Source organism: Streptomyces sp. NPDC029526, from assembly GCF_040637405.1.
Classification (GTDB): Bacteria; Actinomycetota; Actinomycetes; order Streptomycetales; family Streptomycetaceae; genus Streptomyces.
Map to the genome: position 1 here is coordinate 265,763 of NZ_JBEZWE010000003.1, position 24,902 is coordinate 290,664.

The following is a 24,902-nucleotide window of genomic DNA, read 5'->3' on the forward strand; positions in this document are numbered from 1 at the left end:
GCGACCGGGCCCGCCGGCCACCGGCGGGCCCGGCGGGCGGGACGGCCTCCGGCGTCCGGCGCCCGCGCGGCATTCCGCCGCGGTCGCCCTCCCGGGCGAGCGACCCGCCACGCCGTCCGCCCGCCGCATGCCGGGCACCCCTCCGGGCCCCGCCCGCCCGGGTCTAGAATCCGCACGTCAGGGCCGCTCCAGTGCCGTAGCGCCCACCGCACGCCGCCCGTACGAGGAGCCGACCCTCATGGCCGAACACCCCGCCTACCCCGTGGGCCTCCGTCTTGCCGGGCGCCGCGTGGTCGTCCTGGGCGGCGGCCAGGTCGCCCAGCGGCGCCTGCCCGCGCTGATCGCGGCCGGAGCCGACATCGTCCTGGTGTCGCCCTCGGCCACCCCCTCCGTGGAGGCCATGGCCCACGCCGGCGAGATCACCTGGGAGCGGCGCCGGTACGCCGAGGGCGACCTCACCGACGCCTGGTACGCCCTCATCGCCACCAGCGACCCCGACGCCAACACCCGCGCCTCCGCCGAGGGCGAGCGCCACCGCGTGTGGTGCGTGCGCGCCGACGACGCCGACGAGGCCACCGCCTGGACCCCGGCGACCGGGCACAGCGCGGGCGTCACCGTGGCCGTCCTGACCACCGAGGCCAAGGACCGCGACCCCCGCCACACCGCCGCCGTCCGCGACGCCGTGGTCGAGGGCCTGCGCGACGGCACCCTCGTCGCCCCGCAGCACCGCCGCCGCACCCCGGGCGTCGCCCTCGTCGGCGGCGGCCCCGGCGACCCCGACCTGATCACCGTGCGCGGCCGGCGCCTGCTCGCCGAGGCCGACGTCGTCATCGCCGACCGGCTCGGACCGCGCGACCTGCTCGCCGAACTGCCCCCGCACGTCGAGGTGATCGACGCCGCGAAGATCCCCTACGGGCGGTTCATGGCCCAGGAGGCCATCAACCACGCACTGATCGAGCACGCCCGGCAGGGCAAGGCCGTGGTCCGGCTCAAGGGCGGCGACCCGTACGTCTTCGGGCGGGGCATGGAGGAACTCGTGGCGCTCGCCGAGGCGGGGGTCCCGTGCACCGTCGTCCCCGGCATCTCCAGCTCCATCTCGGTCCCGGGCGCCGCCGGCATCCCGGTCACCCACCGCGGGGTGGCGCACGAGTTCACCGTGGTCAGCGGCCATGTGGCCCCCGACGACGAGCGTTCCCTGGTCGACTGGCAATCCCTGGCGAAGCTGGGCGGCACCCTGGTCGTCCTGATGGGCGTCGACAAGATCGGCCGGATCGCCGAGGCCCTGATCGCGCACGGCAAGTCCCCGGACACCCCGGTCGCCCTCGTCCAGGAGGGCACCACGGCCGCCCAGCGCCGGGTCGACGCGACCCTCGCCACCGTCGGCGAGACCGTCGTCCGCGAGGAGGTCAGGCCGCCCGCCGTCATCGTCATCGGCGATGTCGTCGGCGTCGGCCCCGCGGACCCGCAGTAGAACGCCGGCCGCACGGCCGGTCCCCGCCGTTGGCACCCCACCCAGGACAAGGCAGTATCACCCCGTGGCCGATCCCATCACCGTCTCGGACCCCGACGACCCCCGCCTGCACGACTACACGGGCCTGACCGACGTCGAACTGCGCCGCCGGCGCGAGCCCGCCGAGGGACTCTTCATCGCCGAGGGCGAGAAGGTCATCCGACGGGCCAAGGAGACCGGCTACACGATGCGGTCCATGCTGCTCACGGCCAAGTGGGTCGACGTGATGCGCGACGTCATCGACGAGCTGCCCGCCCCCGTCTACGTCGTCGCCCCCGACCTGGCGGAACGCGTCACCGGCTACCACGTGCACCGCGGCGCGCTCGCCTCCATGCGGCGCAAGCCCCTGCCCACGGCGGAGGGGCTCCTCGGCACGGCCCGCCGCGTGGTCGTCCTGGAGTCCGTCAACGACCACACCAACATCGGTGCCGTCTTCCGCTCGGCCGCCGCGCTCGGCATGGACGCGGTGCTGCTCTCCCCGGACTGCGCCGACCCGCTGTACCGCCGCAGCGTCAAGGTCTCCATGGGAGCGGTCTTCTCCGTCCCGTACGCCCGGCTCGCAGCGTGGCCCAAGGGGCTGGAGTCGGTCCGCGAGGCGGGCTTCACCCTGCTCGCCCTCACCCCCGACGCCAAGGCCCGCTCCCTCGACGAGGTCGCCCCGCACCGGATGGACCGGGTGGCGCTGATGCTGGGTGCGGAAGGCGACGGGCTGTCCACCCAGGCCCTGGTCGCGGCCGACGAGTGGGTGCGCATCCCGATGTCGCACGGCGTCGACTCCCTCAACGTCGGCGCCGCCGCCGCGGTCGCCTTCTACGCGGTCGCCACCGGACGCCCCGGCACCTGACACCCGCGGCACGGCACGGCCCTCACCGCCCGCCGCTCAGGTGCCGTCCGCCCCGTCCGGGCGGACCGGCGGCCCCGCGGACTCCGGACCGTCGGGTCAGTCGTCCCGCTCCAGCGTGGAGTGGTACCACTGGGACATCGTCGGACCCTGGTCCGCCGGGGGCTCCCACCGCTCGCCCCGGTGCAGCGTCCCGGTGGCCCCGCCGCCGGGACCGCCGTGCCCCTGCGCGGCGGCCTGGCAGCCCTGGACCAGGGCGATGCCCAGCGCCACCACCAGGGTCACCACCACGAACACGAACAGCCGTTGCCGCAGCAGCCGCGGATTGGCCGGCCGCAGCCGGGCCCCCGTCGGCCGCTGCCCCGGACGGCGCGCCCCGGTTCCCGGCCGCGTGCCGCGACCCCCGGTCCGCCCTCCGGTCCGCGACCCGGACCGCGACGGCGTACCGCCGCGCGCCGCGCCGCCCCGCGAGGCGGACCCCCCGCGTGAGGCGGGCACCCCGCCCCCGCGGCGCGGGCCGGAGCCGCCCCGGGAGGGGACGGAGCCCCGGTCGGACGGGGCCGGGCGCGGCGCGGGCGTGCCCGGCTGGTCCCCCCGGCCGCCCTGCTGCGGGCGCCGCCGTTCCTGCTCCGGGTAGGTGTCCGCCGACCGTCCCGCGGCCCGGTCCGTCTCGGCGCCGCGCGGCGCCGGGGGACGGAAGTCGGACAGACCCTGCGCCTCGCGCGCCGCGATCTCCTTGAGCCGCAACGACAGTTGGAGCGTGCTGGGCCGCTCCTCGGGGTCCTTCGCCAGACAGGCCCGCACCAGGGGCGCGAGCGCGTCCGGCACGCCGTCCAGGTGTGCCTCCTCGTGCACGACGCGGTACAGCATCACCTCGGAACTCCCGTGCCCGAAGGGCGAGTCGCCCATCGAGGCGTACGCGAGCGTGGCGCCGAGCGAGAACACGTCCGTGGCGGGCGTGACGGCCGCCCCCCGCACCTGCTCCGGAGCGAGGAACCCGGGCGAGCCCACCGCCGTGCCCACGTGGGTGAGGGTCGAGGCGCCGGTGGCCCAGGCGATGCCGAAGTCGATGATCCGCGGTCCCTTCGGGGACAGCAGGATGTTGGACGGCTTCAGGTCCCGGTGCACCACCCCGGCCTCGTGGACCGCGACCAGCCCCTCCGACAGCGCCGCCCCGATCGCCGCGACCTCGGCCGCGCCCAGCGCGCCCTCCCCGGCCACCTTGTCGTGCAGCGACGGCCCGGGCACGTACTGCGTGGCGAACCACGGGCGGTCCGCGTCCAGATCGGCGGCCACCAGCCGGGCCGTGCAGCCCCCGCGGATACGACGGGCGGCCGAGACCTCGCGCGCGAACCGGGAGCGGAACTCCTGGTCCTCCGCCAGATCCGGCCGGATGACCTTCAACGCGACCCGTTGCCCCTTCTTGTCGGAGCCCAGGTAGACCACGCCCATCCCGCCCGCGCCGAGCCGTCGGTGAAGCCTGAAAGAGCCGACGACGCGCGGGTCCTCGCGCCTCAGGCGCATCATCGCCATGTTCATCCCCGCTGCCCGGTCCTGTGACGTGCCACAGCTTACGTTTCCACACCCGCCGGTGCGCAGAGGCCGCGCCCTCCCGCGGCGGCCGTTTGTCCCTGGCGGGCGGCACGCTTGAGCGCCGGTCAGCTGCCGCGACCGCGCGCCGACGGTTCCGCCGGCCGGTGCCAACCCGCCACCGCGCCACGGACGTTGATCATCCGGGGGGCGCCCGCGACACGGCATCCGGACGGGCCGCGGGCGCGCCGGCCCAGGGCCGCTCACCGGCCGGCGGAGCGGCACGCGGACGGCGCCGGACCCCGGCCGACGACCGGAACGAGTGAGCGACGTCACTCCCCGTCCCCTCGGGGATGTCCCTGAGTCACCGCCGTCCGTCTCCACCCAGGGGAGTACACCGCGGGGTACGGCTCATCCCCTGGGAGGCCCGGCATTCGGTACGAGGGCATGACGCCCGGGAGGCCCCCCGGAGCCTAGATTCGATGGCGAAGCGGCGGGTGCAGCACTCGTCCCCCGAGGTCGGACGCCCGCCGCTGTCAAGGACAACCGAACCGGTTCAGGAGAGGGACCATCATGGCCCACACGGCACCGCGGACCCTGGTCCGCACACGGGAACGGATGGCCGGCGCCGCCGTGTCCCGGTCCCGCCGCCAGGGCCGCCGCCACCCGCTGGTGGCGACGCTGATGGCCCTTCCCCTGGCGGTCCTGCTCCTGCTCGTCTTCGACGGGTGGGAGACAGTGGCCACACAGGCGTCGTCCGTGGGGGAGATGCTGGGGCGCTGAGCGGCGACCCCCAGGCCCGGAAGAGCGGTCCGGGCGGGGACATCCACCCATGAAACCCCGTGGGGACGGGGGTGCGGCGGACGGCAGGAATGCCGGCGCAGCTGGGGAGCTGCGCCGGCATTGTCCTGTCCGGACACCGTGCGCCGCCCACCCCGTAGCCCTGGCATCCTGCCTCCGTGACCACCGTCCCCGCCGCTCCCGGTCCTCCGCCCGCCGCGCTGGCCGCGCGGGCGCGGGCCGCCGCGCACGCCCACCGCCCGCCAGGCCCCTGCACCTGCCCCGAGGACACGCTCGCCGACCGTCCCGACGGTCTCGTCGTGCGCCACGGCCACGTCGTCGCCAAGGCGCACGCCCCGGCGGCCGACCCCGCCCCCCTGGTCCGCCGACTGGCCGCCGCCGCACGGCTGTCCGACGTGTTCCTCGCCCCGCTCGACGGCACCCCCGCCACCCTGCACGGCCGCCCGGTGACCCGCTGGCCGTACGCGGAGCCCGTCGACCCGGAGGACCCCGACGCCGCACCCTGGGAGGCCGCCGCCACCCTGCTCGCGCGGCTGCACCGGGCGCCCGTGCCGGCCGCCGCCGAGGTGCCCGCGAACCGTGGCCCGGCCAAGGCGGCCCGGGCCGTCGCCCGGCTCCGGGACGCGGCGGGCGACCACCCGGCCGCCGGCCCGGTGCTGCGCGCCTGGGCGGTGCTGCCGGGGTGGGCGCGGGGCGCGGGACCGGCGCCGGACCGCCCCGCCCTCTGTCACGGCGACTTCCACCTGGGGCAGCTCGTCCGCCTGCCGGACGGTTCCTGGCGGCTGATCGACGTGGACGACGTGGGGCTCGGCGCCCCCGCCTGGGACCTCGCCCGGCCCGCCGCCTGGTTCGCCTGCGGTCTGCTGGCACCGGACGAGTGGGCGCGGTTCCTCGGCACCTACCGGGCCGCGGGCGGGCCCGCCGTGCCCGCCGCCGGCGACCCCTGGCCCGTGCTCGACGTCCCGGCGCGGGCGCTGACCGTGCAGACCGCCGCCCGCGTGCTCACCGCGTGCCTCGCGGACGGCCGCGCGCCGGACGAGGTGGAGGCGGTGTTCGTCGAGGCCTGCGCCCGGATGGCGGGACTGCCGTTGTCCGTCGCGGGGGAGTCGGCGCCGGAACCGACGCCCTGGGGTGCAACCGACCGGTGCCCGGACGGAGTCTGTCCTGGCGACAGGTGAAGCGGGATCGACCAGCAGGGAGTTGGAGCCGACATGCAGTGTCCGAAGTGCCACGCGCCGATGCACACCTACAACCGGAACGGCGTTCAGATCGAGCAGTGCAGCGGGTGCCGGGGGATCTTCCTGGACTACGGGGAGCTGGAGTCGCTGACCCGGCTGGAGGCCCAGTGGTCGCAGCCCGCCCCGCCGCCGCCCGCCGCTCCGCAGGCGTACCCGGCGGCACCGCAGCCGCCCGCCTGGGGTGCCGCGCCGCACGGCGCCCACTACGGCCACCGCCGTCAGAAGAGCTTCGGCCGCATGCTGTTCTCCAGCTGACTCCCGGCCCCGCCGTCCCCCGGGACGGCGGAACCCCCGGCCGCGACGGCGGCCGGGGGTTCCGGTGGGTGTGGACGATACTGGGATTGAACCAGTGACCTCTTCCGTGTCAGGGAAGCGCTCTCCCGCTGAGCTAATCGTCCTCGGGTCCACGGTGACCGGCGGTGGCCGGGCGTGGGCACTGCGTGCGCGATACTGGGATTGAACCAGTGACCTCTTCCGTGTCAGGGAAGCGCTCTCCCGCTGAGCTAATCGCGCGGGACGGACCGTCGATGATCTCTCGAAGATCCAGTGGACGATACTGGGATTGAACCAGTGACCTCTTCCGTGTCAGGGAAGCGCTCTCCCGCTGAGCTAATCGTCCTTGGAGGTGGAGACGGGATTTGAACCCGTGTAGACGGCTTTGCAGGCCGTTGCCTCGCCTCTCGGCCACTCCACCAGGAGTGTAGGGGACCGGGAAGACCCCTGTTCCTTCGAGCGGACGACGAGGTTCGAACTCGCGACCTCAACCTTGGCAAGGTTGCGCTCTACCAACTGAGCTACGTCCGCCTGTCGGTTCGGTCGGCTTGCGCGTCCCGGCGACGAGGTGAACTCTAGCGGATTCCGGGGCCAGCACAAAAACGCGTTTGTGCAGCGTGCTGCGCTGTGCCCGCTCACGTACCTGGTCAGCGCTCCGTGACCGAGGTGACGACGTCACCGCGACGGCGCCCGCCCTACACTCGTCGGGTGCACGACCTCCCGCCTCTCGCCCGCTTCGGTACCCGCGTCGCCACCGGTCTCCTCGACGTCACCGACGACCCCTCGGCGCTGGACTCGACGGGTTTCTGGGCCGTCTGCGCGGACTTCGAGGGCCGTCTGACCTGCGCACGCTTCCGGGACGTGCGCGAGGAGCCGGTGCCGGCCCCCGCGCCGGACGCCTGGCGCGGACCGGCCCCGGGCGACTGGACGTCGTCCCTCGACCACGCCGCGTACACGGCCGGCGTCCGCGCGATCCGCGACCGCATAGCCGCCGGCGAGGTGTACCAGGCGAACCTCTGCCGGGTGCTGTCCGCGCCCGTTCCCGCCGACGCCGACGTGGACCGGCTCACCGCCCTGCTGGCGCGCGGCAACCCCGCCCCCTACGCAGGAACGATCCGCCTCCCCGCGCACGGCGTGGAGATCGCCACCGCCTCGCCCGAACTCTTCCTCCGCCGCCACGGCCGCACCGTCGAGTCCGGCCCGATCAAGGGCACCGGCCGCACCGAGGCCGACCTGCTGGAGAAGGACTACACCGAGAACGTCATGATCGTGGACCTGGTCCGCAACGACCTCGGCCGGGTCTGCGCCACCGGCACCGTCTCCGTGCCCGACCTGTGCGCCGTCGAGAAGCACCCGGGACTGGTGCACCTGGTGTCCACGGTCCGCGGGGAGCTGGACGACGGGGCGGGCTGGCCCGAGCTGCTCGACGCCGCCTTCCCGCCCGGCTCCGTCACCGGCGCCCCCAAGTCGAGCGCCCTGCGGATCATCGAGACGCTGGAGAACGGCCCCCGCGGACCGTACTGCGGGGGCATCGGCTGGGTGGACGCCGACCGCGGAACCGCCGAACTGGCCGTGGGCATCCGCACCTTCTGGATCGAACGCCGGGCCGACGGCGGCGCGGTGCTCCGCTTCGGCACCGGCGCCGGGATCACCTGGGGGTCCGACCCCGAGGGGGAATGGCGGGAGACCGAACTGAAGGCGTCCCGGCTGCTCGCGGTAGCGTCGGGCACCCACGCGGTGAGTGAAGGGATCCGATAGGTGAAGATCTGGCTCGACGGCGGGCTGCAGGACATCGACTCCGCCCGCGTCTCCGTCCTCGACCACGGGCTGACCGTGGGCGACGGCATCTTCGAGACGGTCAAGGCCGTGGACGGCCGGCCGTTCGCGCTCACCCGCCATCTCGACCGGCTGACCCGCTCGGCCCAGGGGCTCGGCCTGCCCGCCCCCGACCTCGACGAGGTGCGCCGCGCGTGCGCCGCCGTCCTGGAGGCCAACCCGATGCCGCTCGGCCGGCTGCGGATCACCTACACCGGCGGCCACGGCCCGCTCGGCTCCGACCGGGGCGAGCACGGCACCACCCTCGTCGTCGCCCTCGGGGAGACCGCCCGCCGCCCCGACACCACCGCCGTCGTGACGGTCCCCTGGACGCGCAACGAACGCGGCGCCCTCACCGGCCTGAAGACCACCTCCTACGCCGAGAACGTCGTCGCCCTCGCTCGCGCCCGGGAACGGGGCGCGAGCGAGGCGCTGTTCGCCAACACGGTCGGACAGCTCTGCGAGGGCACCGGCTCCAACGTGTTCGTCGTCCTCGACGGGACCCTGCACACCCCGCCCGTCTCCTCCGGCTGCCTCGCCGGGATCACCCGGGCCCTGGCCGTGGAGTGGACCGGCGCCGAGGAGACCGACCTGCCGCTGGACGTCCTGGACCGGGCCGAGGAGATCTTCCTGACCTCCACCCTCCGCGACGTCCAGGCCGTGCACCGCGTCGACGACCGCGAACTGCCCGCCGCCCCAGGCCCGGTGACCGCCAAGGCGATGCGGGTCTTCGACGAGCGCTCGGCGGCCGACCTCGATCCGTGAGCGTGTCCCACGGCATCCTGATATTCGGCTGACCCGAAGCCCGGCAGCGGGTAGAACTCCCGTGATGACCACCACCCTGCGGCCGGCCGAGCCGCTTCAGCAGAACGCCGACGGGACCCGCTCGCGCCACTACCAGGTGTGCGTCAACAGCCGCCCGGTCGGGGCGATCCACCTCGGCACCGACCCCGTCTTCGGGGACGCCGTGGCCCGCATCATGACCCTGCGCATCCAGGAACCGGACCGCCGCCGGGGCCGCGCCACGGTGGCCGCGCTCGCCGCCGAGGAGGTGGCGCGCGGCTGGGGCTGCCGCCGCATCGAGGTGGCCGTCCCCGCCGGTTCCGCCGGGGGGCTGGGGCTGGCCACGGCGCTCGGCTACGTGGTGCGCAACCGGAACATGGAGAAGGCCCTCGGCGGCCCCCCGCCCGCGCTGCCCGCGGGCAGCCGGGTCCGGCCCATGACCGACGACGAGTTCGGGCCCTACCTCGAACAGGGCAAGACCGACTACGCGCACAGCTGGAGCGAGCGCGGGGTGCCGGGCGCCGAGGCCCGCGCCAAGTCGGAACGCGACCACGCCGCCCTGCTGCCCGACGGACGCGCCAGCGAGGGCATGATCTTCAGCGTGCTGGAGCACGAGGGCACCCGGGTGGGCACCCTCTGGCTCTCCGTCCGCGGGCAGGGCGCCTACGTCTTCGACGTCGAGACCGACGCCCGCCACCGCGGCCGGGGCCACGGCCGCAGCCTGATGCTGACGGCCGAGGCCCAGGCGCTCGCCGCGGGCAAGCACCTCATCGGACTCAACGTGTTCGCCGACAACACCCCGGCCGAGCGCCTCTACGACTCCCTCGGCTACACGACCACGCAGTACGCGATGTACAAGCCCTTGCTGTGACGGGGCGCCCGGGGCCGAGGCGAGCGCATGGCCCGGGGAGGAGCGCCAGGCCCGGGGAGGAGCGCCCGGGCCGCTCCCGCTCATCCCTCCGGTGTGGCTCGACCTTCCGGTGTGGCTCGGCCCTCCGGTGTGGCTCGGCCCTCCGGTCCGCCTCGGCCTTCCGGCGCGGCTCGGCTCGGTTCTCCGGCCGGTTCAGCCCTCCCGCGTGGCGAGGAGGCGGTCCGCGATCTCCTCGACGCGCTCGCGCAGGCCCTCCTGGCTCCGGCCGCCGTCCAGGCGCTCCCCGCCGATCACGTACGTCGGCGTCCCGGTCACGCCGATCGCCTTGCCCTCGGCGTGATCGGCGTCGACGATCAGGATGTGCCGCCCGTCGATCAGGGCGGTGTCGAACTCCTCGGCGTCCAGCCCCAGCTCCCGGGCGGTCTCGACCAGAACGGACTCGCCCGCCCGCTCCAGCTCCGTGACCCGCCCGAGCACGGCCTCCGCGTACTCCCAGCCCCTGCCCTGGACCAGCGCCTCCTCGGCGGCCTGGGCGGCGGCGAAGGAGTGCTTGTGCTTCTCCAGGGGGAAGTGCCGCAGGCGCACCTCCAGACGGTCGCCGTAGCGGGCGCGCAGCGCGCGCACGTCGTCCAGGGCGGTACGGCAGTCCGGGCACTGCAGCTCGCACCACACGTCGAGCACGGGCGCGGCGGGGGAGACGGGGGAGGACTCACTCATGGTCACAGTCTTCCAGCCGCCGCCCGCAGCGCCCACAAGGGCCCCTGCGGCCCGCCCGTCCCAGGAGCTCCGTGCCGGAGGCCGTGGCGGGCGGCGGCTGCGGGAAGGCCGCGGGAAGGCTGGGGGCGACGGTTCCGGGGGCCCGTGCTGTGCCCGGGTCCGTCCCCTCGCACCGCCCGGTCAGCCCGCCCGGCTCGGTCGACCCGCTCGGCCCGGTCGACCCGCCCGGCCCGGTCCGTGGCTGCGGGGCCGCCCCCCGGGACGGACCCGCCCCCGCGCTCGTTCGTGGCCCTCCTCCGGCACCGGCACCTGCGGAGGAGCCGACCCGGAGATGTCCCTGATCTCGGACCCCGGCATGGCCCGGCGGGGGCCGGAAGGTGCAGGATGGAAGGGACGAAGGGCCCACAGCGCCCCCACTCCCAGCCTGGAGGACCGGATGATTGCCGAGACCGTCTGCTCCGCCGTGTCCGCGGCCGGCCTGGGCATCGCGGTGATCACGGCCTACCGCAAGCGCTACCTGACCGCGACGCGCATCGCCGCCTACTCCCTGGTGCCCATCGGCCTCGTCATGGCGGGCGTGGTGGAGTGGCTGGCCGACACCGCCTTCAGCCCGGTGGCCTGGGCGGGCTTCGGGCTGCTCGGCCTCTCCTGGGTGATGTTCGCGACGACCCGGGCGGTGGAGCGCCGTCGCGGCGGCACGCGCAAGGAGCGCAAGGCGGCCCGGGCGGCGGCCCAGCAGGGAGCGGTGGCCCCGGCCGCCTCGGCGCCTTCCCTCGGCCAGGCCGGCCCGCGCCAGGAGACCCGGCCCGCACCGGCCGCCAAGGGCGGCGACGACGACTTCAGCGACATCGAGGCCATCCTGAAGAAGCACGGCATCTGAACGCGGCACGGCGTCCGAACCCGCACACCCCCCACCGGGCACCACCCGGGCGTCGTGCCCGGGCCCTCGGCGCCGGCCCCCGCCCGCGACACCTGAGCCAGAGCAGAAACGTCACAGGGGAACGCGGCGCGGCCGGAAACGATCACAACTCGAAGCGTTGATCACGGAATCGGCGGCCACGCGTTCACCCGGTGAACGTTGATCGCTTCACCGCCGCCGATACGTCATCATCGCGGCGAGATGCTGGACACGACACAGAGCGATGCCGCGAGGCAGCAGGACGAGCCGCGCGGATGCCTCTTCGCCCTTTCCCAGCCGCCGCTGATGATCTTCCTGGCGGTGATCGGGTGTCTGCTGCTCACGGCTGCCCTGCACGACCTGCTGTGGCTGTGAGCCGTACCCGCGGTTCCCGGCGCCACCCGTCGGGACCGCGTCGGCACCGCATCCCACCCCGCGCCGGTGACCGGCCCGGTCAGCCCGCCGCCTCCTTGCGCCGCGCCCGGTACGCGGCCACGTGCAGGCGGTTGCCGCAGGTCCGGCTGTCGCAGTAGCGCCGCGAGCGGTTGCGGGACAGGTCGACGAAGGCGTGCCGGCAGTCGGGCGCCTCGCAGCGCCGCAGCCGCTCCTGCTCCCCGGCGACCACGAAGAAGGCCAGGGCCATGCCGCAGTCGGCGGCCAGGTGGTCGGCCACGGAGGCACCGGGGGCGAAGTAGTGCACGTGCCAGTCGTAGCCGTCGTGGTCGGTGAGCCGGGGCGTGGTGCCCGCGGCGGCGATCAGCTCGTTGATCAGCCCCGCCGCCGTGCGGGCGTCGGGGGCCGCGAAGACGGCGGCGAAACGGGACCGCAGCTTGCGCACGGCCGACAGGTCGAACTCCGAGAGCGTCCCGACCTCACTGATGTCATGTTTCCGGACGAAGAGCGCGAGAGCCGCGACATCCGCCAGTCCGTCCGGCGCGGTGTCGTCCTCCGGCGCGGAGTTCACCAGATCCACCACGGTGTCGAGCGCACACCGGGTGTCGTGGGTGATCAGCACGATTCGCTCCCTGGCCTGGGGTCGGGCGGGCGCCCGCCGATTGCTGGCCGATGGTAGTGGCTCCGTCCCGTGGGAACACCCGTACCGGCCCGCACGTGGTTTCGATACAACGCCCGGCGGCGGCCGTGGGTTCCCGTCCCCCAACCCGGAGTCACCGGACGCGCACGGTCCGGCACCACTGCGGACGATCGCCCCAGACCGCGGCCGGAGCGCCACGCACGACGCGACGGCGTCGGCACCGCGGAGATCCGCGGTGCCGACGCCGTCGCGTGCCGTGGTGCACGGCCGTCCTGGCCCGAGCCGTCACCCCGAGTCGACGGCGCCGGGCTGCTGGTGGGAGCCCCGCCTAGCTTTCCGCCAGGATGTGCGAGAGCTCCTGGTCGAGGTCGAAGTGCCGGTGTTCCGTGCCGGGCGGCACGGCGGCGTCGGTGCGCTTCAGGAAGGACTCCAGGGCCCGCGCCGGGGCCTCGAGCAGGGCCTCGCCCTCGGGGGAGCTGAGAGCGATGCAGACGACGCCCTGGCCATGACTGCGCGACGGCCAGACGCGGACGTCGCCGGTGCCCGTGGGGCGGTGAAGTCCCTCGGCGAGGAGGTCGCGGGCGAACACCCACTCGACGGTTTCCTCGGCTCCGGTGTGGAAGGTGGCGTGCACGGCGTAGGGGTCGGCCGTGTCGTACCGCAGGCCTGCGGGGACAGGCAGGGAGGACTCGCTCGACACAACGAGGCGCAGGTGCAGCTCGCAGCTGACCGTGGTGTTCATAAGCGCCAGGGCCTTTCGCTCAGTGTGCGCTCGGGGATTCGCACGTCGGCGAAATCGACATGCCACCTACGGTGCCGTTGTAAACCCCTCTGCGTGTTTTGCGTGCGTTTACGTAACCCTTCCGGACGAGGGGTCGATCATCCTCTGCGCCCATTCCGGTGATGCGAATGGCTCCGGTAGGGTTTGGGCGTATGAACACGGGGAGTGACAAGGCCGGCGAGGCGACCATGACGGCTGACCGGGCGGGCGGGGCCGAGGAGGACGGGGAGCCCCAGGGGCGGCCGCTCGGCTCCCGGGCACCCGCCTTCATCCAGGCCCGCAGAACCCTGCACATCAGCTGGCAGGTCGGCGTCTTCGTCGTCGGTCTGGCCGTGGTGGCCGCGGGCGCCGCGATGCTGGTGCTGCCGGGACCCGGCTGGGTCGTGATCTTCGCGGGCATGGCGATCTGGGGGACCGAGTTCGCCTGGGCCCAGCTGGTGCTGCGCTGGACCAAGCGCAAGGTCACCGAGGCCGCCCAGCGGGCCCTGGACCCCAAGGTGCGCCGCCGGAACATCATCCTGACCTCGGTCGGCCTGGTGGTGGCGGGCGCGCTGACCGCCGTCTACCTGTGGAAGTTCGGCCTGGAGATGCCCTGGCGGATCAAGGGCCAGTGACCCCGCGGCCCGGCCCGGCCGCTCCCGTGACCGGGGGGCGGCGGCCCGGCCCCCGGTGGTCATGGGCACCCCCTGACATGGGGTAATGTTCTTCCTGCGTCCGGGCGATTAGCTCAGTGGGAGAGCGCTTCGTTCACACCGAAGAGGTCACTGGTTCGAACCCAGTATCGCCCACCGGATCACGACGGCCCGGCTCACGATCAGTGGGCCGGGCCGTCGTCGTGAGCGGCCGGACACCCGGTGCCGTTCCCACGCTGCGGTGGCGGTCCGTCACGCAGCGTGCTGGGCGCCGCGCCGCCCGCCCGTGCCCGCGGGAGCACCTCAGTCACCCGGAAGCGGAATCCGAAGACCGCACCCGGCAGCGACTTCCGGCCGTTCGCGGACTTCCGGAAGAAGCCAACACGCGCGTATCCGGCGGGAATCCACCGCAGCCGCGCAACCCTTCCGGAATACCGGCGAATTCACCGAACCGGCCGCGGATCAAATGCCGCGCAGCATCGCCCCGGACGCGCCCCGCACGCATCCGGAACGCGCCCGGAACGACCGGAGCGCGCCCAACGCCATACCCCGCCGGACGACTTCGCCCCACGCCACGCCGGGCCGCCCGCCGGCAACCTTCCCGCTCGCGCGGGCACACTCCGACCATGAACCTGCACCACTACCGCTTCCACAGCCGGTGGCCCCTGCCCGCCCCCGCACCCGTCGTCCACCGGATCCTGGAACGCGTCGAGGACTACCCCCGCTGGTGGCCCCAGGTCCGCGAGGTCACCCGGACCGACGCCACCACCGGCACCGCCCGCATCCGCTCCGTCCTGCCCTACGACCTGGTCGTCGTCCTGCGCGCCCAGCGGCGCGACCCCGCGGCCGGGATCCTGGAGGTCCGCCTCGACGGCGACATCACCGGCCGCGCCCGCTGGACCGTCACCCCCGTGGACACCGGCGGCTGCCTCGCCCGCTACGACCAGGAGGCCGAGATCCGCAAGCCGCTGCTGCGCCGCCTCGCCGTCCCCGCGCGGTGCCTCTTCCGCGCCAACCACGCCCTGATGATGCGCGCCGGACGGCGCGGCCTGACCGCGCACCTCGAAGCGGTTTGAAGGATGCCTCCCGGGACCTGTATGGTTCAGTCCGTTCCCGGGCGATTAGCTCAGTGGGAGAGCGCTTCGTTCACACCGAAGAGGTCACTGGTTCGAACCCAGTATCGCCCACCGGGAAGAGCCGGTCCGTCCCCGACGGACCGGCTTTCACGTTCCCGGACACCACCGCCCTACGCGGCCGCCGGCAGGTCCGGACGCAGGGGCCAGGCCGGGTCCACGGCCTCGTCGGAACCGTTGCGCGCGAACCACGTCTGCAACCCGCGCGCCTGCGCCGCGTGCCACACCGCCTGCAAGGTGTGCAGCTCGCGGGGGGACAGCCGCTCCAGCCGCGCGGCGAACCGCCGCCCGACCGCCCGCGTCACCTCCAGCGCCGCGACCGCGTCCGCCGCCGCCTCGTGCGCCCCGTCCAGCGGCACGCCGTAGTGCGCGCACAGGTCCGTCAGCGTGCGGCGGCCCTTGCGGTACCGGTCCAGGTGCTTGTCCAGCACCCAGGGGTCCAGCACCAGCAGCGGCGTCCGGTCGAACCACCGGCTCAGCGACGACGCCCGGTGCCGGCGCAACTCCCGGTCCAGCAGCGTCAGGTCGAACGGGGCGTTCATCACCACCAACGGCCGCCCCACCCGCGCCTGTTCCGCCAGCACCTCGGCTATCTCGTACATCACCGGAGCCGGCCAGCGCCCCCGGCGCTGCACCTGCTCGTCCGTCAGACCGTGCACCTCCGTCGCGGCGGCCGGCACCGGAACGCCCGGATTCACCAGCCAGCGGCTGATCCGCGGACGGCTGCCCGGAGCCTCCTGGATCGCGACGGCGGCCGACACGATCCGGTCCGTCTCCACGTCCACGCCCGTCGTCTCCGTGTCGAAAGCGGCCAACGGCCCCTCGTACCAACACGCCATACCCAACAACCCCTTGTTCACCTCTGGCAGTTGACGCACCGTCCGCTGCCCCGCCCGGGTGATACCCGCCCCGTTTGCGCCGTACGCCGCAAGGAGACAACAGGAGTACGGGTCCACGCAGTTCAGCGGCCCGGTACGGGGAAACACTTGTTCTGGAAGGCTGTTGGGCCATGGCCATAGCGCAGCCCGAACGGGGCGGGCTGCTGCCCGGGCGCACGGCTCCCTCCCGCGGCTCCCTCGCCACCACCGCCTGCATGGAGACCCTGCAGGTCGCCTACCTGCACGCCGTCGCCGCGGCGGCCGGCTGCTCGCTCTCCCAGCCCTTTCCCGACAACGGCATCGACTGGCACGTCAGCCACAGCGCCCCCGGCCACACCGTCGACGACGAGGTGACCATCAAGGTCCAGCTCAAGGCGACCTACCAGGTCGCGCCCGACCCGCCGGGCCGCTCCTTCTCCTTCACGCTCGACAACGCGCATCTGGTCAAGCTGGCCCGCACACCCGTCACCGTGCACAAGATCCTCGTCGTCATGCTCGTGCCGCGCTCCCCGGACGACTGGCTGCGGGCCGGCCACGACCGTCTCGAACTGCGGCACTGCTGCTACTGGACCAACCTCGCCGGTCACCCCGTCACCGGCCGCACCCGCACCACCGTGCGCATCCCCACCACGCACGTCTTCGACGACCGCGCGCTGTGCGAGATCATGACGCGCGTCGGGACCGGAGGGACACCGTGACCCACCACCCCACCGGCGAACCCCCGCGCCCGGCCCGCCCCCACCCCGCCGAACCCGCCCGGGACGTCCGGCCCGCCGCCCCCGGCGACACCGACCCCGCCGTCCTCGCGGCCCTGCTGCGCCGCCACGGATGGCTGCGCCGCGGCGGCAGCCCCGGGCGCTACGGCCGCTGGACCCCGCCCGGCCCCGCCGACCGCACGACCAGCCTGCTGGTGCCCGAGAGCCGCGCCTTCCCCGACAGCGACGACCTGCTCGCCGAGGCCCTCACCGCCCTCGCCCGCGCCGGCACCCCCGCCGCCCGCGAGATCCTCGTCTCCCTCGCCGTCCCCAGCGACGAGATCCGCTGGTGGCGCGACGCCCCGACGTCCCCCGGCGGTGCCGCCGGCTGGACCGCCGAGGAACACCTGCGCGGCGCGGCCCGCCGCACCCTGCTCGCCGCCGCCCTCGCCACCCGAGCCCGGACCGGCTACCACGGCGCCCGCCACCGCCGCCCGGCCGCCGCCGCCCTCGACGACATCCTGGTCGCCCCCGCGCCCGGCGGACGCCGCCTCACCGCCTTCGTCCCCGTCACCACCGGCCGCGCCCTCGCCGTGCGCCTCCACCACGCCCTGTACGCGGCCCGGGAGGCCGTCGACCACCGCCGTGCCACCGGCTCGCCCGACGCCTTCGACACCGCCGTCGCCGCCGGGGTGTGCCACGACCTCACCGAGGCGCTCGTCACCCTCGTCCAGGGCACCCAGGGTGCCCGCATCGGGATCGCCTGGGCCCCCGCGGCGGGCGTGCCCGACGGCTGCGGGGCCTCGGCCGACCCCGTCGAGTTCTCTCCCGGGGACCTGCCCGCCCTGCGCGAGGCCGGCGCCCGCTACCGGCGCGCCGAGCCGTCCGTGCGGGTACGGATCACCGGCACCGTGGTCCGCCTGCACCGGTCCGGGCCGCGCGGCGGCGGCACCGTCCGTCTGCGCGTCCTCGCCGGCGCCGCCCTGGGCTCCGTGCGGCTCGCCCTCGAGGAGGCGGACTACCGCACCGCCGGACGGGCACACCTCGACGGACTGCCGGTCCGGGTGCACGGCCGGCTGGAGAGCCGGGGCGGCTTCCGCCGGATGACCGGCGTCGACGAGGTCGTGCCCCTGGAGCTCGAGGAGGCCGAACGCGACCGGCTCATGAAGGCCCTGGAGGAACGCGCCGAGGCGGCGGACGGCTTCGGCGGCATCCCCGGCACCGCCCGCGACGGAGCGGGCGGAGGTTCCCGGGACGGCGGCGACGGCGGACGGCCCGGGGCTGCCGCGGCGGATTGATGTCGCTACGGGCCCGCCCGGGTCGGTACGATCGCACCCATGCGTGCGCTCCGGTATGGCGCCGCGACCACAGCCTTCAGTCAGGAGAGACCGGTGTCAGACGTCCGTGTGATCATCCAACGCGATTCCGAGCGGGAAGAACGCGTGGTGACGACGGGCACTACGGCCGCCGAGCTCTTCGCCGGCGAGCGCTCGGTCATCGCCGCCCGTGTCTCCGGCGAATTGAGGGACCTCTCCTACGAGGTGCGTGACGGCGACACCGTCGAGGGCGTCGAGATCTCCTCCGAGGACGGCCTGAACATCCTCCGGCACTCCACCGCCCACGTCATGGCCCAGGCCGTGCAGGAGCTGTTCCCCGAGGCCAAGCTGGGCATCGGCCCGCCGGTCCGGGACGGCTTCTACTACGACTTCGACGTGGACCGGCCCTTCCACCCCGATGACCTCAAGGCCATCGAGAAGAAGATGCAGGAGATCCAGAAGCGCGGCCAGCGCTTCGCCCGCCGCGTCGTCACCGACGACGAGGCCCGCGAGGAGCTCGCCGACGAGCCGTACAAGCTGGAGCTGATCGGCCTCAAGGGCGCCGCCTCGCACGACGACGGCGCGGACGTAGAGGTCGGCGCCGGCGAGCTGACGATCTACGACAACCTGGACGCCAAGACCGGCGAGCTGTGCTGGAAGGACCTCTGCCGCGGTCCCCACCTGCCCACCACCCGCAACATCCCGGCGTTCAAGCTGATGCGGAACGCCTCCGCCTACTGGCGCGGCAGCGAGAAGAACAAGCAGCTCCAGCGCATCTACGGCACCGCCTGGCCGACCAAGGACGAGCTGAAGGCCCACCTGGAGTTCCTCGCCGAGGCCGAGAAGCGCGACCACCGCAAGCTCGGCTCCGAGCTGGACCTGTTCTCCGTCCCGGAGCAGATCGGCTCCGGCCTCGCCGTCTTCCACCCCAAGGGCGGCATCGTCCGCCGGGTCATGGAGGACTACTCGCGCCGCCGCCACGAGGAGGAGGGCTACGAGTTCGTCTACACCCCGCACGCGACGAAGGGGAAGCTCTTCGAGACCTCGGGCCACCTGGACTGGTACGCCGACGGCATGTACCCGCCCATGCAGCTCGACGAGGGCGTGGACTACTACCTCAAGCCCATGAACTGCCCGATGCACAACCTGATCTTCGACGCGCGCGGCCGGTCCTACCGCGAACTGCCGCTGCGCCTCTTCGAGTTCGGGACGGTGTACCGGTACGAGAAGTCGGGTGTCGTGCACGGCCTGACCCGGGCCCGCGGCTTCACCCAGGACGACGCGCACATCTACTGCACCCGCGAGCAGATGTCGGAGGAGCTCGACAAGACCCTCACCTTCGTCCTGAACCTGCTGCGCGACTACGGCCTGACCGACTTCTACCTGGAGCTGTCCACCAAGGACCCGGAGAAGTTCGTCGGCACCGACGAGGCGTGGGAGGAAGCCACCGAGACGCTGCGCCAGGTCGCCGAGAAGCAGAACCTGGAACTCGTGGCCGACCCGGGCGGCGCCGCCTTCTACGGCCCGAAGATCTCCGTCCAGGCCAAGGACGCCATCGGCCGCACCTGGCAGATGTCGACCATCCAGCTCGACTTCAACCTGCCGGAGCGCTTCGACCTGGAGTACACGGCCGCGGACGGCTCCAAGACCCGCCCGGTCATGATCCACCGCGCGCTGTTCGGCTCGATCGAGCGGTTCTTCGCGGTGCTCCTGGAGCACTACGCGGGCGCCTTCCCGGCATGGCTGGCGCCGGTGCAGGCGACCGGCATCCCGATCGGTGACGCGCACGTCGAGTACCTGGAGCAGTTCGCGGCGAAGGCCCGCACGCGCGGGCTGCGGGTCGAGGTGGACTCCTCCTCCGACCGCATGCAGAAGAAGATCCGCAACGCGCAGAAGCAGAAGGTCCCGTTCATGGTCATCGCGGGCGACGAGGACATGGCCAACGGAGCCGTCTCCTTCCGCTACCGCGACGGATCGCAGGAGAACGGCATCCCCGTCGACGAGGCCATCGCGAAGATCGTGAAGGTCGTCCAGGAACGCGCGCAGGTCTGATCCGCACGACGGCACGGGCCCCCGGGAGCGATCCCGGGGGCCCGTGCCGTCGTACCCCCAGGACGCCATATGCTGCACATATGACGAGTGAGCCGGAGCAGCAGTGGGGAGTGGGGACGCAGGACGCATTCCAGCGTCTGTGGACGCCGCACCGGATGGCCTACATCCAGGGCGAGAACAAGCCGACCGGCCCCGGCGCCGACGACGGCTGCCCCTTCTGCTCGATCCCGGCCAAGTCCGACGAGGACGGACTGGTCCTCCGGCGCGGCGAGCGGGTCTACGCGGTGCTCAACCTCTACCCGTACACCGGGGGCCACCTCATGGTGGTGCCGTACCGGCACGTGGCCGACTACACGGACCTCACCGTCGAGGAGACCGCCGAGCTCGGCGAGCTGACCAAGCAGGCGATGACGGCGCTGCGGGCCGCCTCCGGGGCGCACGGCTTCAACATCGGCATGAACCAGGGCACCGTGGCCGGCGCCGGCATCGCCGCGCACCTCCACCAGCACGTCGTCCCGCGCTGGGGCGGCGACACCAACTTCATGCCGGTCGTGGGCCACACCAAGGTGCTGCCGCAGCTGCTCGGGGACACCCGCACGATGCTGGCGGACGCCTGGCCCTCCGCCTGAACCGGCGACGCCCCGGCACCCGGCCGAGCGCCGCGCCGGGGGCGGAAGGGTCTGGGCGGGTCTGGCGGGTGCCCCGGCCGGGGCACCCGCGCTCAGGCGTCGTAGACGTCGGCCTTCTTGGGCGCCGCCTCCTGCACCGCCCCGCTGAGGGCCGAGGAGCGGGCGCCGAACTTCTCGGTGTCCACGCCGTTCTCCGCCAGGACCTTGATCGCGGCGGAGTGCACCGCGCGCAGCACCGGCGTCGCGGCGCGCAGCGCGTCGTCGGCCATGAAGCGGTGCCGCCACGGCTTGTCCGCCCAGGCGTGCCGCAGGCCGAAGGGCTCGGGCAGGGTCAGCTTGCCACCCAGCCAGTACAGCAGCGGCGGGTACCAGGTCAGCGGCGCGCGGGCGGCCAGGCGCACCACCTCGTCCGCGTCGACGAGGGGGAGCTTGACCGTGCGGGTCTCCCAGAACTTCACCGACTTCTGGACCGACTTCTCCTTGGCGGCCGGTGCCGTGGTGAACAGCGGGTGCACGGGGCCCAGCGCGTGGCCGGTGACCTCGATGCGCAGGGTCTCGTGGAGGACGGTCACCGTGATCAGCATGGTGATGACGAGCTGGCCGTCCCACAGGGTCCACTGCACCCCGAGGTAGTGGCGGTCGCCGGCGCCGAACTGCTGCTTGTTGCAGATCTCCTGTATGGCGTGCGGCTTGACCTGGTACGCCTCCACGTCCGTGCCCTCGGGCCGGGACACGGCGGTGGCGTTCTCGCCGATCGGCGTGACGATCCAGTGGCGCACGGAGGGCTTGGTGAAGCCGCCGGTGTGCAGGGGGCCGCGCTCCAGCATGCGCAGCCGGTCGTGGATCGCCTTGATGACGTCCCAGCTGCGGAAGGGGTTGATCTCGCGGTCCGGGTCGGCGGGGACCAGCTCCTCGGCGAGCTGCCAGCTGCCCCACCGGGTGCCCATGCCGAGTATGCCCTTGGGGCCGGCGTAGAAGACGGAGTTGGACTGCTGCTCGGCGCTGAGCCGGGCCAGGGACTGGCGCAGCTGCTCGGCGGCGGTCTCGCCGGGGCTGCTCGGCACCGCCTCCGGGACCTTGGCGCCCACGCTGCCGCCGGAGAGCAGGCTCTCCCACTGCCCCCGCAGGGCGTGCGCGGTGCGTTCGCAGATCCGCTTGGCCCAGAACCAGCCGATGACGGGAGCGACGACACACGCGCGGGCGTACCAGCCCCAGAACCCGTCGAAGGGCATGCGGAGCAGGAAGAGGACCGCGAGGGCCCCCACCCCCACCAGCAGCGTGGTGGCCAGGGCTCCGGCCCGCTTGTCCTCCCGCCGGGTCATGGTGGTGCGGATCTGGAAGACCAGCAGCCAGACCAGCAGGCCCGGCAGGAAGAGCACGCCGCACAGGACCATGATCGCGCTGAGCCAGTTGTCGCGCTCCCGGCGGATGCGGTGGGCGGCGAGGCTGTGCTCGACGACCACGTGCGGCTGGGTGCCGAAGGACTGGACGAGCGGCGCCCGCCCGGAGCCCAGCATCCGGTCGATGATCGCCCGGGAGAACGCCTCGCCCAGGTTCGGGCGGAACAGCTTGATCCGGGGCGGTGCGACGGCCGACTTGTGCCACTCGTTGTTGGCCTTGAGGATCTCGTCGGCCTCGTTGTCCCGGTAGGACGCCGAGGCCAGCGCGAAGGTCGGCGTGTGCCCCTCGTCACCCGTGCGCGGCACCTGCGGACCGAAGAAGTCCGCGTAACCGCTCTCAACGGTCATTCCCCGCCCCCGATCGCCGCGACTGTCGTCTTGCGGTCTTCCCGACTTCCTTGCCGCGCACACCTGTTGATCAGGTCTTCAGCGTATCCGCAGCGGGGCCGGTTCGTCTGCGGACGGCGACAACCCGTGTGCGGACGGGACCGGCACGGTGCCGCACGGGGTGAAGCGTTCCGGGCACGCGCGGCGTGCGCGGCGCGTGCGCGGGCGCCCGGCGACGGCCCCCGCGGGCGCCGGGCGCCGCCTCACGACGCCCGTCCCGGGCCGCACCCACCGCCGGGCGCGCGCCCCGGGCGGGACGCCTCCCGAGCCCGCTACGACGCCGCCCGGAGCTCCTGACGGAGGCGCTGCGCGACCTGCGGCGGCATCGGCTCGTGCCGCGCGTAACGGCGGCTGAAGCGGGCCGTGCCGTGGGAGAGCGAGCGCAGGTCCACGGCGTACCGGCCGATCTCGATCTCGGGCACGTCGGCCCGGACGAGGGTGCGGCCGGCGGCGTACTGTTCGGTGCCCGAAACCCGCCCGCGGCGGCCCGACAGGTCGCTCATCACCGGGCCCACGTAGTCGTCGCCGACCAGGACCGTGACCTCGGCGACGGGTTCCAGCAGGTGGATCGTCGCCTGGGCCGCGGCCTCCCGCAGGGCCAGCGCGCCGGCCGTCTGGAAGGCGGCGTCGGAGGAGTCCACCGAGTGCGCCTTGCCGTCCAGCAGGGTCACCCGCACGTCGATCAGCGGATGCCCGTCGGCCACCCCCCTCGCCGCCTGCGCCCGCACGCCCTTCTCCACGGACGGGATGAACTGCCGCGGCACCGCGCCGCCGACGACCTTGTCGACGAACTCGATGCCGGAGCCGCCGGGCAGGGGCTCCACCTCGATCTCGCAGATCGCGAACTGGCCGTGCCCGCCGGACTGCTTGACGTGCCGGCCCCGCCCGGACGCCGTGGAACCGAAGGTCTCCCGCAGCGCCACCTGGTGCGGCACCACGTCGACCTGGACGCCGTAGCGGCTGCGCAGCCGCTCCAGGGCGACGTCGGCGTGCGCCTCGCCCAGGCACCACAGGACCACCTGGTGGGTGTCCTGGTTCTGTTCGAGCCGCATCGTGGGGTCCTCGGCGACGAGCCGGGCCAGCCCCTGGGAGAGCCGGTCCTCGTCGGGTTTGCTGTGCGCCCGGATGGCCAGCGGGAGCAGCGGGTCGGGCATCTCCCAGGGTTCCATCAGCAGCGGGTCGTCCTTGGCGGACAGGGTGTCGCCGGTCTCGGCACGGCCGAGCTTCGCCACGCACGCCAGATCTCCGGCGATCACCTGCGGCACGGGGCGCTGCTGCTTGCCGAACGGGGTGGTCAGGGCACCGATGCGTTCGTCGACGTCGTGGTCCTCGTGCCCTCGGTCGGCCAGCCCGTGCCCGGAGACGTGGACGGTCTGGTCGGCGCGCAGGGTGCCGGAGAAGACCCGCACGAGCGACAGGCGGCCCACGTAGGGGTCGGAGGAGGTCTTGACGACCTCGGCGACCAGCGGGGCGCCGGGGTCGCAGGGCGTCAGCTCGCGCGGCTTGCCGTCGATCGTGGTCACCCGGGGCGTGCCGTGCTCCAGCGGCGTCGGGAACCCGCCCGTGAGCAGGTCCAGCAGCTCGACCGTGCCGAGGCCCTGGCGGGCGCCGTCCGCGGCCGGGGCGGCGGCCAGGACGGGGAAGAACACCCCGCGGGCCACGGCACGCTCCAGGTCCTCGATCAGGATGCCGGTGTCGATGTCCTCGCCGCCGAGGTAGCGGTCCATGAGGGTCTCGTCCTCGCTCTCGGCGATGATCCCCTCGATCAGCCGGTTGCGGGCGTCCGCGATGAGCGGCAGTTGGTCGGGGCCGGGCTCGGACTCCTCGCGCTCGCCGCTGGAGTAGTCGAACAGCTTCTGCGACAGCAGCCCGATCAGACCGTTCACCGGCGCGTGCCCGTCCGGCCCCGCGGGGCCGCGCAGCGGCAGGTACAGCGGCAGGACGGCGTCGGGGTCGTCGCCGCCGAACGCCTCGGCGCAGACCCGGGTCATCTCCTCGAAGTCGGCGCGGGCCGCCTCCAGGTGGGTGACGACGATGGCGCGGGGCATGCCGACGGCCGCGCACTCGTCCCAGACCATGCGGGTGGAGCCGTCCACGCCGTCGGAGGCCGAGACGACGAAGAGGGCCGCGTCCGCCGCGCGCAGACCGGCCCTGAGCTCCCCGACGAAGTCGGCGTATCCGGGGGTGTCGAGGAGGTTGACCTTGATGCCGTCCCATTCGACGGGCACCAGGGAGAGCTGCACCGAGCGCTGCTGCCGGTGCTCGATCTCGTCGTAGTCGGAGAGCGTGCCGCCGTCCTCCACGCGGCCCGCCCGGTTCACCGCTCCCGCGGTCAGTGCGAGAGCTTCCACCAGGGTTGTCTTGCCCGATCCGGAGTGGCCGACCAGCACCACATTCCGTACGGACGCGGGGTGGTCGGCCGCCTGTGCCCTGCCGGCGGCTCCGGGGTGGGTGTGCGCCTTGTCGCCCATGGTCCTGCCTCCCGTGCACGGTGAGGTCGCTGTGGGCGCGGACCGGCGGAATCCGCGTGCGGTGCGGCTCCGGCGGCGCCCGCGGTACTCCGAGCTTTCCACTCCCCTCACGGTGCGTCCATACGGCGGACGCCGACGGCCGCCGGGGTGGCGCCGCGGGCGGATCCGTGCCCCGGACTCCCGTGCCCCGGTGGGCGGTCCGGGCGGGTGCCCGGCCG

General features: G+C 73.8%; 23 protein-coding genes and 7 tRNA genes. 18 read left to right on the forward strand and 12 right to left on the reverse strand.

What is annotated here, in order from left to right; genetic code table 11:
* The first annotated feature begins 238 nt into the window (after positions 1–238).
* A complete protein-coding gene (gene cobA / locus AB0F01_RS12075; protein ID WP_362093182.1) occupies positions 239–1,471 on the forward strand; it encodes a uroporphyrinogen-III C-methyltransferase in 1,233 nt (410 codons plus the stop codon).
* 64 nt (positions 1,472–1,535) lie between these two features.
* Positions 1,536–2,354 carry an RNA methyltransferase gene (locus AB0F01_RS12080; protein WP_362093185.1) on the forward strand — a complete coding sequence of 273 codons (819 nt, stop codon included), beginning with the start codon at positions 1,536–1,538 and terminating at the stop codon, positions 2,352–2,354.
* A 96-nt stretch (positions 2,355–2,450) separates the two neighbouring features.
* On the opposite strand, the gene AB0F01_RS12085 is transcribed toward AB0F01_RS12080, so the two are convergent.
* Complete coding sequence (locus AB0F01_RS12085) at positions 2,451–3,890, reverse strand: serine/threonine-protein kinase (RefSeq protein WP_362093187.1); 1,440 nt, start codon at positions 3,888–3,890, stop codon at positions 2,451–2,453.
* 564 nt (positions 3,891–4,454) lie between these two features.
* On the opposite strand from AB0F01_RS12085, the gene AB0F01_RS12090 reads away from it, so the two are divergent.
* From AB0F01_RS12090 to AB0F01_RS12100, 3 genes are all read left to right on the forward strand, one after another.
* Positions 4,455–4,664, forward strand: coding sequence for a hypothetical protein (locus AB0F01_RS12090; RefSeq protein ID WP_362093190.1), 210 nt, complete (start codon positions 4,455–4,457; stop codon positions 4,662–4,664).
* Positions 4,665–4,840: 176 nt separating this feature from the next.
* Positions 4,841–5,860 (forward strand): aminoglycoside phosphotransferase family protein, encoded by a 1,020-nt coding sequence (locus AB0F01_RS12095; protein ID WP_362093193.1) that lies wholly within the window; start codon positions 4,841–4,843, stop codon positions 5,858–5,860.
* 33 nt (positions 5,861–5,893) lie between these two features.
* Positions 5,894–6,175, forward strand: coding sequence for a zf-TFIIB domain-containing protein (locus AB0F01_RS12100; RefSeq protein WP_362093196.1), 282 nt, complete (start codon positions 5,894–5,896; stop codon positions 6,173–6,175).
* A gap of 71 nt (positions 6,176–6,246) precedes the next feature.
* On the opposite strand, the gene AB0F01_RS12105 is transcribed toward AB0F01_RS12100, so the two are convergent.
* The 5 genes from AB0F01_RS12105 to AB0F01_RS12125 form a co-directional block, all read right to left on the reverse strand.
* Positions 6,247–6,318: transfer RNA gene (locus tag AB0F01_RS12105), tRNA-Val, on the reverse strand.
* Positions 6,319–6,361: 43 nt separating this feature from the next.
* A tRNA-Val gene (locus AB0F01_RS12110) sits at positions 6,362–6,433 on the reverse strand.
* Between the two features lie 34 nt (positions 6,434–6,467).
* Positions 6,468–6,539: transfer RNA gene (locus tag AB0F01_RS12115), tRNA-Val, on the reverse strand.
* 1 nt (position 6,540) lies between these two features.
* Positions 6,541–6,614 (reverse strand) — tRNA-Cys (locus tag AB0F01_RS12120).
* Positions 6,615–6,651: 37 nt separating this feature from the next.
* Positions 6,652–6,724 (reverse strand) — tRNA-Gly (locus tag AB0F01_RS12125).
* A gap of 177 nt (positions 6,725–6,901) precedes the next feature.
* On the opposite strand from AB0F01_RS12125, the gene AB0F01_RS12130 reads away from it, so the two are divergent.
* From AB0F01_RS12130 to AB0F01_RS12140, 3 genes are all read left to right on the forward strand, one after another.
* Positions 6,902–7,951 carry a chorismate-binding protein gene (locus tag AB0F01_RS12130; RefSeq protein WP_362093199.1) on the forward strand — a complete coding sequence of 350 codons (1,050 nt, stop codon included), beginning with the start codon at positions 6,902–6,904 and terminating at the stop codon, positions 7,949–7,951.
* The gene (locus AB0F01_RS12135; RefSeq protein WP_362093201.1) at positions 7,952–8,773 is read left to right on the forward strand and encodes an aminodeoxychorismate lyase; all 822 of its coding nucleotides are present in this window, start codon (positions 7,952–7,954) and stop codon (positions 8,771–8,773) included.
* A gap of 64 nt (positions 8,774–8,837) precedes the next feature.
* Positions 8,838–9,662 carry a GNAT family N-acetyltransferase gene (locus AB0F01_RS12140; protein ID WP_362093204.1) on the forward strand — a complete coding sequence of 275 codons (825 nt, stop codon included), beginning with the start codon at positions 8,838–8,840 and terminating at the stop codon, positions 9,660–9,662.
* A gap of 192 nt (positions 9,663–9,854) precedes the next feature.
* Here the strand turns inward: AB0F01_RS12140 and AB0F01_RS12145 are convergent, their stop codons facing one another.
* Positions 9,855–10,379, reverse strand: coding sequence for a DsbA family protein (locus AB0F01_RS12145; RefSeq protein WP_362093206.1), 525 nt, complete (start codon positions 10,377–10,379; stop codon positions 9,855–9,857).
* A 436-nt stretch (positions 10,380–10,815) separates the two neighbouring features.
* On the opposite strand from AB0F01_RS12145, the gene AB0F01_RS12150 reads away from it, so the two are divergent.
* Both AB0F01_RS12150 and AB0F01_RS12155 read left to right on the forward strand, forming a co-directional pair.
* A complete protein-coding gene (locus AB0F01_RS12150; RefSeq protein ID WP_362093209.1) occupies positions 10,816–11,259 on the forward strand; it encodes a hypothetical protein in 444 nt (147 codons plus the stop codon).
* Positions 11,260–11,499: 240 nt separating this feature from the next.
* Positions 11,500–11,652 (forward strand): hypothetical protein, encoded by a 153-nt coding sequence (locus AB0F01_RS12155; RefSeq protein ID WP_362093212.1) that lies wholly within the window; start codon positions 11,500–11,502, stop codon positions 11,650–11,652.
* Positions 11,653–11,731: 79 nt separating this feature from the next.
* On the opposite strand, the gene AB0F01_RS12160 is transcribed toward AB0F01_RS12155, so the two are convergent.
* Positions 11,732–12,292 carry a CGNR zinc finger domain-containing protein gene (locus AB0F01_RS12160; RefSeq protein WP_362093215.1) on the reverse strand — a complete coding sequence of 187 codons (561 nt, stop codon included), beginning with the start codon at positions 12,290–12,292 and terminating at the stop codon, positions 11,732–11,734.
* A 346-nt stretch (positions 12,293–12,638) separates the two neighbouring features.
* Positions 12,639–13,052 (reverse strand): SsgA family sporulation/cell division regulator, encoded by a 414-nt coding sequence (locus AB0F01_RS12165; protein ID WP_004002642.1) that lies wholly within the window; start codon positions 13,050–13,052, stop codon positions 12,639–12,641.
* A 191-nt stretch (positions 13,053–13,243) separates the two neighbouring features.
* On the opposite strand from AB0F01_RS12165, the gene AB0F01_RS12170 reads away from it, so the two are divergent.
* From AB0F01_RS12170 to AB0F01_RS12185, 4 genes are all read left to right on the forward strand, one after another.
* On the forward strand, positions 13,244–13,705 hold the full coding sequence (locus AB0F01_RS12170; RefSeq protein WP_362093218.1) for a TIGR02611 family protein: 462 nt from the start codon (positions 13,244–13,246) through the stop codon (positions 13,703–13,705).
* A 102-nt stretch (positions 13,706–13,807) separates the two neighbouring features.
* Positions 13,808–13,879 (forward strand) — tRNA-Val (locus AB0F01_RS12175).
* Positions 13,880–14,349: 470 nt separating this feature from the next.
* Positions 14,350–14,799: an SRPBCC family protein gene (locus AB0F01_RS12180; protein ID WP_362093220.1), complete on the forward strand. Its 450-nt coding sequence runs from the start codon at positions 14,350–14,352 to the stop codon at positions 14,797–14,799.
* Between the two features lie 39 nt (positions 14,800–14,838).
* Positions 14,839–14,910: transfer RNA gene (locus AB0F01_RS12185), tRNA-Val, on the forward strand.
* A 59-nt stretch (positions 14,911–14,969) separates the two neighbouring features.
* On the opposite strand, the gene AB0F01_RS12190 is transcribed toward AB0F01_RS12185, so the two are convergent.
* Positions 14,970–15,695 (reverse strand): 3'-5' exonuclease, encoded by a 726-nt coding sequence (locus tag AB0F01_RS12190; RefSeq protein ID WP_362093222.1) that lies wholly within the window; start codon positions 15,693–15,695, stop codon positions 14,970–14,972.
* Between the two features lie 170 nt (positions 15,696–15,865).
* Between AB0F01_RS12190 and AB0F01_RS12195 the strand changes: the two genes are divergently transcribed.
* The 4 genes from AB0F01_RS12195 to AB0F01_RS12210 all read left to right on the forward strand — a co-directional run bounded on the left by AB0F01_RS12195 (position 15,866) and on the right by AB0F01_RS12210 (position 20,426).
* A complete protein-coding gene (locus tag AB0F01_RS12195; RefSeq protein WP_362093225.1) occupies positions 15,866–16,432 on the forward strand; it encodes a DUF4365 domain-containing protein in 567 nt (188 codons plus the stop codon).
* Positions 16,429–17,727, forward strand: coding sequence for a hypothetical protein (locus tag AB0F01_RS12200; protein WP_362093228.1), 1,299 nt, complete (start codon positions 16,429–16,431; stop codon positions 17,725–17,727). Before AB0F01_RS12195 ends, AB0F01_RS12200 begins: the two co-directional genes overlap by 4 nt.
* Before the next feature lie 93 nt (positions 17,728–17,820).
* Positions 17,821–19,797, forward strand: coding sequence for a threonine--tRNA ligase (thrS, locus tag AB0F01_RS12205; RefSeq protein WP_362093230.1), 1,977 nt, complete (start codon positions 17,821–17,823; stop codon positions 19,795–19,797).
* A gap of 80 nt (positions 19,798–19,877) precedes the next feature.
* Positions 19,878–20,426: an HIT domain-containing protein gene (locus tag AB0F01_RS12210; protein WP_362093233.1), complete on the forward strand. Its 549-nt coding sequence runs from the start codon at positions 19,878–19,880 to the stop codon at positions 20,424–20,426.
* A 92-nt stretch (positions 20,427–20,518) separates the two neighbouring features.
* Here the strand turns inward: AB0F01_RS12210 and AB0F01_RS12215 are convergent, their stop codons facing one another.
* Both AB0F01_RS12215 and AB0F01_RS12220 read right to left on the reverse strand, forming a co-directional pair.
* Entirely contained in the window at positions 20,519–22,174 is a 1,656-nt protein-coding gene (locus tag AB0F01_RS12215; RefSeq protein ID WP_362093235.1) for a hypothetical protein, read from the reverse strand.
* Positions 22,175–22,485: 311 nt separating this feature from the next.
* Positions 22,486–24,684 carry an elongation factor G-like protein EF-G2 gene (locus tag AB0F01_RS12220; RefSeq protein WP_362093237.1) on the reverse strand — a complete coding sequence of 733 codons (2,199 nt, stop codon included), beginning with the start codon at positions 24,682–24,684 and terminating at the stop codon, positions 22,486–22,488.
* Between the last annotated feature and the right edge of the window lie 218 nt (positions 24,685–24,902).

Bases quoted from the DNA above. Each gene is read 5' to 3' on its own strand.
- cobA (WP_362093182.1), top strand. From the start codon at position 239: ATGGCCGAACACCCCGCCTACCCCGTGGGCCTCCGTCTTGCCGGGCGC.
- AB0F01_RS12085 (WP_362093187.1), bottom strand. From the start codon at position 3,890: ATGAACATGGCGATGATGCGCCTGAGGCGCGAGGACCCGCGCGTCGTC.
- AB0F01_RS12090 (WP_362093190.1), top strand. From the start codon at position 4,455: ATGGCCCACACGGCACCGCGGACCCTGGTCCGCACACGGGAACGGATG.
- AB0F01_RS12100 (WP_362093196.1), top strand. From the start codon at position 5,894: ATGCAGTGTCCGAAGTGCCACGCGCCGATGCACACCTACAACCGGAAC.
- AB0F01_RS12140 (WP_362093204.1), top strand. From the start codon at position 8,838: ATGACCACCACCCTGCGGCCGGCCGAGCCGCTTCAGCAGAACGCCGAC.
- AB0F01_RS12145 (WP_362093206.1), bottom strand. From the start codon at position 10,379: ATGAGTGAGTCCTCCCCCGTCTCCCCCGCCGCGCCCGTGCTCGACGTG.
- AB0F01_RS12150 (WP_362093209.1), top strand. From the start codon at position 10,816: ATGATTGCCGAGACCGTCTGCTCCGCCGTGTCCGCGGCCGGCCTGGGC.
- AB0F01_RS12155 (WP_362093212.1), top strand. From the start codon at position 11,500: ATGCTGGACACGACACAGAGCGATGCCGCGAGGCAGCAGGACGAGCCG.
- AB0F01_RS12165 (WP_004002642.1), bottom strand. From the start codon at position 13,052: ATGAACACCACGGTCAGCTGCGAGCTGCACCTGCGCCTCGTTGTGTCG.
- AB0F01_RS12170 (WP_362093218.1), top strand. From the start codon at position 13,244: ATGAACACGGGGAGTGACAAGGCCGGCGAGGCGACCATGACGGCTGAC.
- AB0F01_RS12180 (WP_362093220.1), top strand. From the start codon at position 14,350: ATGAACCTGCACCACTACCGCTTCCACAGCCGGTGGCCCCTGCCCGCC.
- AB0F01_RS12190 (WP_362093222.1), bottom strand. From the start codon at position 15,695: ATGGCGTGTTGGTACGAGGGGCCGTTGGCCGCTTTCGACACGGAGACG.
- AB0F01_RS12195 (WP_362093225.1), top strand. From the start codon at position 15,866: ATGGCCATAGCGCAGCCCGAACGGGGCGGGCTGCTGCCCGGGCGCACG.
- AB0F01_RS12210 (WP_362093233.1), top strand. From the start codon at position 19,878: ATGACGAGTGAGCCGGAGCAGCAGTGGGGAGTGGGGACGCAGGACGCA.
- AB0F01_RS12215 (WP_362093235.1), bottom strand. From the start codon at position 22,174: ATGACCGTTGAGAGCGGTTACGCGGACTTCTTCGGTCCGCAGGTGCCG.
- AB0F01_RS12220 (WP_362093237.1), bottom strand. From the start codon at position 24,684: ATGGGCGACAAGGCGCACACCCACCCCGGAGCCGCCGGCAGGGCACAG.